General features: G+C 65.9%; 9 protein-coding genes, 1 tRNA gene and 1 pseudogene. 5 read left to right on the top strand and 6 right to left on the bottom strand.

Translation table 11 applies throughout. The features are described 5' to 3' along the window. Both NHF53_RS14290 and ung read right to left on the bottom strand, forming a co-directional pair. Positions 1 to 1,102: pseudogene (locus tag NHF53_RS14290) on the bottom strand (aldehyde dehydrogenase family protein); the annotation flags it as partial. 90 nt (positions 1,103 to 1,192) lie between these two features. Continuing rightward, positions 1,193 to 1,897 carry a uracil-DNA glycosylase gene (gene ung / locus NHF53_RS14295; RefSeq protein ID WP_252834725.1) on the bottom strand — a complete coding sequence of 235 codons (705 nt, stop codon included), beginning with the start codon at positions 1,895 to 1,897 and terminating at the stop codon, positions 1,193 to 1,195. A gap of 104 nt (positions 1,898 to 2,001) precedes the next feature. Between ung and NHF53_RS14300 the strand changes: the two genes are divergently transcribed. The 3 genes from NHF53_RS14300 (at position 2,002) to NHF53_RS14310 (ending at position 4,285) form a co-directional block, all read left to right on the top strand. After that, entirely contained in the window at positions 2,002 to 2,358 is a 357-nt protein-coding gene (locus tag NHF53_RS14300; RefSeq protein ID WP_252834726.1) for a hypothetical protein, read from the top strand. Beyond that, positions 2,355 to 2,960, top strand: a complete 606-nt coding sequence (locus NHF53_RS14305) for a DedA family protein (protein WP_252834727.1) — start codon at positions 2,355 to 2,357, stop codon at positions 2,958 to 2,960. The genes NHF53_RS14300 and NHF53_RS14305 overlap by 4 nt, the downstream gene beginning before the upstream one ends. A gap of 134 nt (positions 2,961 to 3,094) precedes the next feature. Next, positions 3,095 to 4,285 carry a ceramide glucosyltransferase gene (locus NHF53_RS14310; protein WP_252834728.1) on the top strand — a complete coding sequence of 397 codons (1,191 nt, stop codon included), beginning with the start codon at positions 3,095 to 3,097 and terminating at the stop codon, positions 4,283 to 4,285. A 50-nt stretch (positions 4,286 to 4,335) separates the two neighbouring features. Here NHF53_RS14310 and NHF53_RS14315 read toward each other — a convergent pair whose 3' ends face one another. The 4 genes from NHF53_RS14315 to dgcA form a co-directional block, all read right to left on the bottom strand. After that, the gene (locus NHF53_RS14315) at positions 4,336 to 4,731 is read right to left on the bottom strand and encodes a VOC family protein (protein WP_252834729.1); all 396 of its coding nucleotides are present in this window, start codon (positions 4,729 to 4,731) and stop codon (positions 4,336 to 4,338) included. A gap of 61 nt (positions 4,732 to 4,792) precedes the next feature. Then, entirely contained in the window at positions 4,793 to 5,317 is a 525-nt protein-coding gene (hpaR, locus tag NHF53_RS14320) for a homoprotocatechuate degradation operon regulator HpaR (RefSeq protein ID WP_252834730.1), read from the bottom strand. A 66-nt stretch (positions 5,318 to 5,383) separates the two neighbouring features. Then, positions 5,384 to 6,790 (bottom strand): pyridoxal-dependent decarboxylase, encoded by a 1,407-nt coding sequence (locus NHF53_RS14325; protein WP_252834731.1) that lies wholly within the window; start codon positions 6,788 to 6,790, stop codon positions 5,384 to 5,386. Between the two features lie 44 nt (positions 6,791 to 6,834). Beyond that, entirely contained in the window at positions 6,835 to 7,824 is a 990-nt protein-coding gene (gene dgcA / locus NHF53_RS14330; RefSeq protein ID WP_252834732.1) for an N-acetyl-D-Glu racemase DgcA, read from the bottom strand. Between the two features lie 204 nt (positions 7,825 to 8,028). Between dgcA and mnmA the strand changes: the two genes are divergently transcribed. Continuing rightward, positions 8,029 to 9,225, top strand: coding sequence for a tRNA 2-thiouridine(34) synthase MnmA (gene mnmA / locus NHF53_RS14335; RefSeq protein WP_252834733.1), 1,197 nt, complete (start codon positions 8,029 to 8,031; stop codon positions 9,223 to 9,225). 173 nt (positions 9,226 to 9,398) lie between these two features. Next, positions 9,399 to 9,475: transfer RNA gene (locus NHF53_RS14340), tRNA-Met, on the top strand. Positions 9,476 to 9,867 lie beyond the last annotated feature (392 nt).

The following is a 9,867-nucleotide window of genomic DNA, read 5'->3' on the forward strand; positions in this document are numbered from 1 at the left end:
TGCCGAACACCGTCGGCCGCACATAGTAGCCGCGGTTGAGGTGCTCCGGCCGTCCCGGCCCGCCCGCGACCAGTGTCGCCCCCTCGCGAATGCCGGCTTCGATCAGCTGCTGGATCTTGTCGAACTGCATGCCACTGACCACCGGACCGAGCCGGGTATCCGGCGAACGGGGATCGCCGACGACGAAGGTACCTGCCGCCGTCTTGGCGATCGCCAGAGCCTCGTCATGCCGGTCGGCCGGCACCAGCATCCGCGTCGGCGCATTGCAGGACTGACCGGAATTGCCGAAACAGCCGGCGACGCCCTTGCTCACTGCAATCTCCAGATCGGCATCCGGCAGGATGATGTTGGCGGACTTTCCGCCGAGTTCCTGCGCCACCCGCTTCACCGTGTCGGCCGCAGCCTTGGCGACAACGACACCGGCGCGGGTCGATCCGGTGAAGGAAACCATGTCGACATCCGGGTGGCTCGCCATCGGCTGGCCAACGTCCGGACCGGTTCCGTGCACGAGATTGAAGACGCCCTTCGGCGTGCCCGCGGCCTCCATGATTTCGGCGAAAATGACGCCGGTGATCGGCGCGATCTCGGACGGCTTCAGCACCATGGTGCAGCCGGCGGCGATCGCCGGCGCCACCTTGCAGGCGATCTGGTTGAGCGGCCAGTTCCACGGCGTGATGAGGGCACAGACACCGACCGGCTCGCGCACGATCATCGTCGTGCCGCGCTTCTCGCTGAAGGCGAAAGTCTTCAACGCCGCGATGGTCGTTTCGAGATGCGCCGAACCGGAGGTGGCCTGCGAATCGTGGGCGAAGGGAAGCGGCGCGCCCATCTCCCGGCTGGCCGCCTCGGCGATGTCGTCGATGCGCTCGTTGTAGGCGGCGAGGATACGCTCGAGAAGCGCCAGCCGCTCCTCCCGCGACGAGATCGAAAAGGCCGGGAACGCCGCCTTTGCCGCCGCTACCGCCCGGTCGACGTCGGCCGCCGATCCGATGGCAATCTGCGTGAACGCCTCTTCGGTCGAAGGATCGATGACGTCGAGCAGTGCCGGCCGGACCGGATCGACCCACTGGCCATCGATGAAGAATTTCAGGCGATTGCTCATGTGTGGGCTCCCCGGACTTGGACAACAGGGCCGCACTATCCAACAGGCCGGCGGTAGTCGCAAGCGCCGCAAAGGGCAACCGGCGGCAGTTTATTGCGCCAGCACGGGATCGGCCGGCAGTTGCCAGTCGATCGGCGCCAGCCCGCGCGAGCGCAGGAACTCGTTCGCCTTGGAGAAGTGCCGGCAGCCGAAGAAGCCGTTATGCGCCGAAAGCGGCGAGGGATGCGGCGCCCTCAGCACCAGATGGCGCTCCCGATCGACGAAGGCCGCCTTCTTCTGGGCATAGGAGCCCCAGAGCATGAAGACGACCGAGGAACATTCGTCGTTGACGGCGCGGATCACCGCGTCGGTGAAGCGTTCCCAGCCGCGACCCTGATGCGAGGCGGCGCGGGCCTCCTCGACGGTCAGAACGCTGTTCAAGAGCAGCACCCCCTGTTTCGCCCAGTTTTCGAGGAAGCCGTGGCGGACCGGCCGTATGCCGAGGTCGGTTTCCAGTTCCTTGTAGATGTTGACGAGCGACGGCGGCACACGCACGCCCGGCTGCACGCTGAAGCAGAGCCCGTGCGCCTGGCCGGCGCCATGGTAAGGGTCCTGGCCGAGGATCACCACCCGCACCTTGCCGAGCGGCGTCAGGTCGAGCGCCCGGAAGTACTCCGCGCCCTTCGGGAAGATGCGCTTGCCGTTCGCTCTTTCGGCAACCAGAAATTCCCGCAATTGCTGCATGTAAGGACTGGAAAACTCCGGCCCGAGGACCCGTTTCCAGCTCTCCTCCAGTCTGACCTCTGCTGCACTCATTGTCGGCCATCGCCTTTTGCGGTTAACTCGCCCTTGAATGAAAGAGGACGACGGACCGAGTCAAGTGCGGCGATCCTCGCAGACGGGATGAGGCACGACCGGACATGAAGAGAGCGGCAATCCTCTGGCGCGAACACCGCTTGCTGCTTCTCGCCTTCCTCGCGACTTCGGCGCTTGCGCTTTTCTTTGCCGCACGCTTCGCCTTCTACGTCGTTTACTGGAACGCGCCGGAACACCGCAACCAGCCGATCGAGACCTGGATGACGATCGGCTATATCGCCCGCTCCTACGACTTGCCGCGCGAGGCGCTGGCGGATGCGCTGGGGGTTGGGCCGCTCGGCACCGGCCGGCGCCCGACGGTGGAACAGCTCGCTCGCGACCGCGGCATGAGCCCGGAGGAGTTCCGCGCCGAAATCGAGCGGGCGATTACAAGGCTCCGGGAAGGCGGCCCCGTTCGATGAGCGACGCCATCCTCGCTCTCGTCCCGGTTTACGGGCTACCCTTGCTTGCGGCAGTGGCGAGCCTGAGCTGCCTCGGGCTACCGCTTCCCGCCTCTCTGGTGATGATGCTGATGGGCTCCTTCGCCGCCGCCGGCGATTTCGGCCTGGTCCCGGTCTTCGTAACCGCGTTTGCCGCGGCCGTCGGCGGCGACCAGATCGGCTACTTCGTCGGGCGCTTCGCAGGCCAGGCAGTCACCACCCGCATTGCGAGGAAGCCGGCCGGCAAGGCCGCACTCGACCGTGCGACGCAGGAGATCGCCCGCCATGCGACGATCGGCATCTTTCTCACCCGCTGGCTGTTCAGCCCGCTCGGCCCCTACATGAACCTGGTGACCGGAGCGACCGGCTTTTCCTGGGCGCACTTCACCGCCGCCGGCGTCGCCGGCGAGGCGGTGTGGGTCATCCTGCATGTCGGCCTCGGAATCCTCTTCAGCGACAACGTGCTCGCCATTGCCGAGATCGTCGGCGATGCGAGCGGCTTTCTCGCCGCCGGGATCGTGGCGCTTCTCCTCGGCTGGCGGCTCGTCACCGTCCTTGGTCGCGGCAAATCCGGCCGCGCCTGACCGGCAGGCCTCTCAGGCACAAGACCCCGGCATTCGCGCCGGTCCCCATCTTTCGTCGCAGAACGGCAATTCCCTTTTGCAGAATTGTCATGAGGCGATAGTATCAGGCAGCGGATGGTACAAGGATCGTGACCATGTTGATCATGACGTTCTGCGCGACTGCCCTGCTTATCCACCTCGTCAGCCTCGGCTGGATCTACCGCCGGAAGACAAGAACACGACCGAAGGCGCACCCGGCGCAGACCGCCCGGCCCGCCGTCAGCATCCTGCGGCCCTTCTGCGGCATCGAGAACAATCTCGAAGCGACGCTGCGCTCGACCTTTCTTCTCGACTGGCCGGTCTACGAAGTCGTCTTCTGCGTCGAAGATGCCGATGATCCGGCCGTTCCGCTGGTCCGGCGGCTTATGGCCGAACACCCGGACGTTCCCTCGACACTGCTCGTCGGCAACAGCCAGGTGAGCATCAATCCGAAGCTCAACAACCTCGTCAAGGGTTGGGACGCCGCGCGCTACCCGTGGATCGTGATCGCCGACAGCAACGTGCTTGCGCCGAAGGACTATCTCTCGCAGCTCTTCGCGCGCTGGGAACCCGACACCGGCATGGTGTGCTCGCCGCCGGCCGGCACGGAACCCGTCGGTTTCGCAGCCGAAATCGAGGCCGCCTGGCTCGACAGCTTCCAGGCGCGCTGGCAGATGCTCGCCGACGAAATCGGTCTCGGCTTCGCCCAGGGCAAGACCATGCTCTTCCATCGTGGCCTGATCGACCGCGCCGGCGGATTTGCCCGTCTCGCCGACGAGGTCGCCGAGGACGCAGCCTCCACCAAGATCGTGCGCGAGGCCGGGCTTTCGGTCCGCCTCGTCGACATTCCCTTCCCGCAGCCGCTCGGACGCCGCACATGGCAGGGCATCTGGCGGCGGCAGCTCCGCTGGGCGCGTCTGCGACGGGTATCGTTCCCGCTGTTTTTCGTGCCGGAAATCCTGGTCGGCGGCGCCTTTCCGCTCGCCGCCGCGATTGCCGGCAGCATGGCGGGCCTCTGGTCGCCCGCGGCCGTGCTCGCCTATGCCGCCGTCTGGTACGGTTGCGAGCTTCTCGTCATCCGCGCCTTTGGCTGGCCGCTCGGTCGCAACACGCCGCTCGCGCTCGTGCTGCGTGACCTCGCGCTGCCGGTTCTCTGGGTTTCCGCATGGTTCGGCAATGGCTTCGTCTGGCGCGGCCATGCGATGGCCGTGCAGCACCACCTGTCTCCACGCAACGCCTACCGCCTGCGCCATGCGATCGACCGGACCAAGGCCAAGGCGCGTGCTCTGAGATCGGCCTGGCACTGAGGGCAGGAACCGAAGCCGCGACGCATCGCCCCGGCGCCGGTCCCTGCAACTTACTTGAAGCGCCCGTGACGCTGCAGGACCTCGATCTTGTAGCCGTCCGGATCGGTCACGAAGAAGAACCGGGCGAAGAGCGCGCCGTCGCGGTTGAACTCGACGACTTTGCCGGGGTTCAGCCCGAGACCGGTGAAGCGCGCGTGTTCTGCGTCGAGATCGTCGACCGACACGGCGAGATGACCGTAACCATCCCCGAGGGCGTAGCCCTCCTCGCGGCCCTTGTTGACGGTCAGTTCGAGCTCGAATTCGCTCTCCGGATTGCTGAGATAGACGAGCGTGAAGCTGTCGAAGTCGAGCCTTTCGGCGACTTCGAGCCCGAACGCCTCACGGTAGAAATCCGTCGCCCGCGCCTCGTCGAGCACGCGGATCATCGAGTGTATCATCTTTGCCAAGGTCAACTCCTGTGTGGCTGAGAACTGTTGTGCGGACACCCGTGGGGCTGGAGCGGACGGCTCACGTCTCGTCTTTCTCGTCGGGAATCCGGCGATCTTCAAGACCGTTCACGACGGCCTCGAGCTCCTCGAGAAGCCTTTGCAGCTCGCGCATCCGCTCGGAGCCGAAGGCATGCGTGATCTCGGCATAGATCTCTTCGGATTGCGGTGAGACCTTTTCGATGAGTGCCAGACCCGTCTTGCTGATGACGATCCGGGAGCGCCGGAGATCGTTCTCGTCCTGACGACGTTCAATGAGTTGCCGCGCCTCCAGATCCTTCAGAATGCGCGACAGGCTCGGCCCGAGCAGGAACGTCGCCCGGGCGAGTTCCGTCACCTCGATGTCCGGCATCGTCACCAGCGCGCGAAGGATGCGCCACTGCTGCTCGGTAATGTCGTGCATGCGCAGCGAATTGCGGAAGTGCCGCATCATCGCTTCCCGCGCGCGAAGCAGCAACATCGGCAGCGAACGGGAGAAATGCCGCAGGCGGACGCGCTGCTGCCCGCCATCCTTCGCCCTGTCCCGCTCAACCGTTTCGTCCGCCATTCTCTTACCGCCCCGGAACCTTTCGAACCCACCGCGCCGCGCCTCGCAACCGTGCGCGGCAGCACATCATTTCAGACTGCGGGCAACATCGGTGATCGTCGCGAACGCCACGTCCATGTCGTCGCGGGTCATGTCGAACTGTCCGGCCTGGAAGCGGATGGCGATCGCCCCTCCGACGCGCGTCTGCGTGAGATAGATGCGGCCGTCGTCGTTGATCGCCTGCACCAGCGCGAGATTGTGCCGGTCCGCATCCTTACCGCCCCTGTGGCGGAAGGAAAAGAGCGACAGCACCGGCTCCGTGACGATCTCGAAGTCCGGCTCGGCCGCGAGCCGGCCGGCGAGTGCGACCGACCACGCGACGTGGTTGCGGATCATCGTTCTCAGGCCTTCGAGGCCGTGGTGGCGCATGAGGAACCAGAGTTTCAGCGCCCGGAAGCGGCGCCCGAGCGGCACCGACCATTCCGAATAGTTGATGATGCCGTCATGGCCGTGCGTCTTCAGGTATTCCGGATGGATGGCGAGCGTGCGGACCTGCTCCTCGGGGTATTTGAGGAACTGGACCGAGCAATCGAACTGGGCGCCGAGCCACTTATGCGGATTGAAGACGATGGAATCGGCCTCACCGATCCCCTGCCACAGCGTGCGGAATTCCGGGCAGATCATCGCCGAGCCGGCCCAGGCCGCATCCACATGCACATAGAGGCCGTGCGCATGGGCGACCTCGGCCACCCGGTCGATCGGATCGCAGGCGCCGATCGAGGTGCCGCCGGTGCAGGCAACGACGCCCGCGGGCAGAAGGCCGCTTGCGAGATCGGCGCGGATTGCCGCATCGAGCGCCTCCGGGTCCATGCCGTAAAGCGCGCCCCTGGTCGGGATGCGGACGAGATTGTCCGCGCCAATGCCGGAAATCCAAATTGCCCTGTCGACCGAGGTATGGACCTGCTCCGAGGCGTAGACGCGCACCGCCGGGTGCGCGGACAATCCCTCGCGATTGCCTGCCCATTTCAGCGCACGCTCGCGCATCACCAGGACGGCGGCAAGCGTGGCGGTCGAGGCGGAATCCTGAATGACGCCCGAAAAGCCGGCCGGCAGGCCGAGCGCCTGACGCAGCCAGTCGACCACCCGCGTCTCCATCTCGGTCGCCGCCGGCGAGGTCTGCCAGAGCATGCATTGCGCGGCGATCGCCGTCACCAGATAATCGGCAACGACGGAGGCCGGCGCCGCATTGGCCGGAAAATAGGCGAAAAAGCGCGGATGCTGCCAGTGCGTCAGCCCGTCCGGGACGATCCGCTCGAAATCAGCGAAGATCGCCTCCATCGGCTCGCCTGTCTCCGGCGCGGAATCGGCGATCTGCCGGGCGATGTCGCCGGGCTTCGTTCTGGCGCGCACCGGCCGCTCGCGCAGGCTCTCGCGGTAGTCGACGCCCCAGTCCGCCACTCGCCGCGACCACATGCGGAATTCGTCGCTGTCCATGTTCCTGTCCTCGTTTCCTTGTCGTCGATGCCCGCACGCGCCCCTCAGCCCCAGAGCGCCGGATCTGGCGCCTGCATCAGCGAGCCCTCGTAGCGGATCGGGTCGTCGCGGTCGGCGGCGAGCAGCAGCGGCCCGTCGAGATCGACGTAGGGCGCGCCCTGCGCCACGAGGAAGGCCGGCGCCATGGCGAGCGAGGTGCCGAGCATGCAGCCGACCATGATGTCGAACCCCTGACGGATCGCCTCATCCCTGAGCGCCAGCGCCTCCGTGAGGCCGCCGGTCTTGTCGAGCTTGATGTTCACCGCGTCGTACTTGCCGGCAAGATGCGAAAGCGAGGTCCGGTCGTGGCAGCTCTCGTCGGCGCAGACCGGCAACACCCGCTCGATCTCGGCAAGCGCATCGTCCTTTCCCGCGGCCAGCGGCTGCTCGACCAGCGCGACGCCGAGCCGGACAAGGGTCGGTGCGAGCGCGAGATACTGCTCGACCGTCCAGCCCTCGTTGGCGTCGACGATGATCTTCGACCGCGGCGCGCCCTGCCGCACCGCCTCGATGCGTTCCAGATCGCCCTCGCCCCCGAGCTTCACCTTGAGGAGCGGCCGGCCGGCATTGCGCGCGGCGGCTTCGGCCATCTTCTGCGGCGCGTCGAGCGAGAGCGTATAGGCCGTCTCGACGGGCAGAGGTGCGGCAAGCCCGGCGCATTGCCAGACGGGCCGGCCTGCACGCTTGGCTTCCAGATCCCAGAAGGCGCAGTCGAGCCCGTTTCGTGCGGCCCCCGCCGGCAGGCGCGATTGCAGGGCGGAACGATCGAGCCCCCGGCGGAGGTCGGTCTCGAGCGAGCGGATCACTTCGATGACGCCCTCCACCGTCTCGCCGTAGCGGGCATAGGGCACGCATTCGCCACGCCCGCGGAAGGTACCGCCGGAAAGCTCGACGGTGACGACACGGATTTCCGTGCGCGAGCCGCGCGAGATGGTGAAGGCGCCGGCGACGGGAAAACGCTCCTCCGTCACGGCGAGGGAAAGGGCCGGCTTCATCGCGTCGCATGTCTCCGAACAGCTGTCGCGGAATGCCCGCGAATCACCGCCCCCTTGCGTGCAGGGGCATTCCTTTCTATATCCCTGCGACGATCGGGTTAAGATCCCGGACTTGCCGAACGAGCGCGATTGCGCGCCCCGGCGGCAGGCGACAAAGGCCTGCCAGAGACACCCGTTACCGATTTCGAGACTGGCGGAACGCCCGTGAATACACTGGATTTTGACAAAAGGCCCGAAGATACGCGCGTCGTCGTCGCCATGTCGGGCGGCGTGGATTCCTCCGTCGTCGCCGGCATCCTGAAGCGCGAGGGTTATGACGTCCTCGGCATCACGCTGCAGCTTTACGACCACGGCGCTGCCGTCCACCGCGCCGGCTCCTGCTGCGCCGGTCAGGATATCGACGATGCGCGCCGCGTCTGCGAAACGCTCGGCATTCCCCATTACGTGCTCGACTACGAACAGCGTTTTCGCGACACGGTGATCAACCCGTTCATGGAAAGCTATGTCGCCGGTGAAACGCCGATCCCCTGTGTGGCCTGCAACCAGACGGTCAAGTTCGCCGACCTGCTCGCGACCGCCAAGGAACTCGGCGCCGATGCGCTAGCGACCGGCCATTACATCCGCTCGCGGGCGATGCCGCTGCCGAACGATCCCGGCCATCGGGCGCTCTTCCGTCCGGTCGACAGCGAGCGCGACCAGAGCTACTTCCTGTTCGCGACGACGCAGGAGCAGATCGACTACCTGCGCTTTCCGCTCGGCGGCCTCTCCAAGGCCGAGACGCGCGCGCTCGCCGAGGAGATGGGGCTCGTCGTCGCCAAGAAGGCCGACAGCCAGGACATCTGCTTCGTGCCGCAGGGCAAGTATGCCGACATCATCACCAAGCTCAGGCCGGATTCGGCGCTCGGCGGCGACATCGTGCACATGGACGGCCGCGTGCTTGGCCATCACGAGGGCATCCTCCACTACACGATCGGACAGCGGAAGGGTCTGGGTGTCGCGACCGGCGAGCCGCTCTACGTCGTCTATCTCGACGCCCGCTCGCGGCGCGTGATCGTCGGTCCGAAGGAGGCGCTCGACACCCGCCGGGTGTATCTGCGCGACATCAACTGGCTCGGCGACCGGACGCTTCAGGAGGAGGCAGCCGACGGCTTCGCCTGCTTCGCCAAGGTCCGCTCGACCCGCCCGCCGACCCCGGCGGTGCTGCACGCCGACGACAGGGGTGTCTATGTCGACCTCGAAATCGGCGAAGCCGGCGTCGCACCGGGACAGGCCTGCGTGCTCTATTCGGCCCCCGGCCCCGACGCCCGCGTCTACGGCGGCGGCTTCATCGAGCGCTCCGAACGTTCGGCTCCGGCCGAGGCCTCGCTGAAGGCGCTGCTTTCCAATCCGGTCGCCGCCTGAGGGGCAAGGGCCGGGGAAAGCCGCACCGGATGGCCGAAAAAGGCCGCCGGTGGGCGAGATTGCAAAAGCGCTTCAAAAAGATGATCGGGCGCTTGACACCAACGGGAGCGGCACCTTATAAGCCGCTCATCCTGACGCCGGGGTGGTCGAAACGACCGCTTCACGGTGCCTGTGGCGGGGTAGCTCAGGTGGTTAGAGCAGCGGAATCATAATCCGCGTGTCGGGGGTTCAAGTCCCTCTCCCGCTACCACCATTACAGTGCTAAGCACAGCATGCGGCTTCTTCTTCGGAAGGTCCAAAAGATCCGCTATTGCTCCCTTCACGAAAAGCTCGACCTGACCTCGTTCCTCGCAAGGATGAACCTCGATAGAGGTCACCAGGGAGCGGATTTCGCAAGCCATCTGCATCGAGTCGTTCGATTGCAACCCGAGTTGCAGCTCCTCGATCTTGGTACGATAGGAGTCGATTGATGCGGGCCGAAGCTCTACTACCTTTGTCGACGCGCGCAGGAAGTCGAGACTGGCGACCAGCCGTGCCTTCTCCACTTCCAGTTCGCGCAACTTTGCCTTCAGCGAGATCGTCGCTGCTCCGTCGGCGATAGCATCGACAATATTCCGGATCTGCTTGTCCAGCTTGGCGAGT

It is taken from the genome of Ciceribacter sp. RN22 (assembly GCF_024054295.1).
In the GTDB taxonomy this organism is placed as follows: domain Bacteria; phylum Pseudomonadota; class Alphaproteobacteria; order Rhizobiales; family Rhizobiaceae; genus Allorhizobium; species Allorhizobium lividum.

Bases quoted from the DNA above. Each gene is read 5' to 3' on its own strand.
- ung (WP_252834725.1), bottom strand. From the start codon at position 1,897: ATGAGTGCAGCAGAGGTCAGACTGGAGGAGAGCTGGAAACGGGTCCTC.
- NHF53_RS14300 (WP_252834726.1), top strand. From the start codon at position 2,002: ATGAAGAGAGCGGCAATCCTCTGGCGCGAACACCGCTTGCTGCTTCTC.
- NHF53_RS14305 (WP_252834727.1), top strand. From the start codon at position 2,355: ATGAGCGACGCCATCCTCGCTCTCGTCCCGGTTTACGGGCTACCCTTG.
- NHF53_RS14310 (WP_252834728.1), top strand. From the start codon at position 3,095: ATGTTGATCATGACGTTCTGCGCGACTGCCCTGCTTATCCACCTCGTC.
- hpaR (WP_252834730.1), bottom strand. From the start codon at position 5,317: ATGGCGGACGAAACGGTTGAGCGGGACAGGGCGAAGGATGGCGGGCAG.
- NHF53_RS14325 (WP_252834731.1), bottom strand. From the start codon at position 6,790: ATGGACAGCGACGAATTCCGCATGTGGTCGCGGCGAGTGGCGGACTGG.
- dgcA (WP_252834732.1), bottom strand. From the start codon at position 7,824: ATGAAGCCGGCCCTTTCCCTCGCCGTGACGGAGGAGCGTTTTCCCGTC.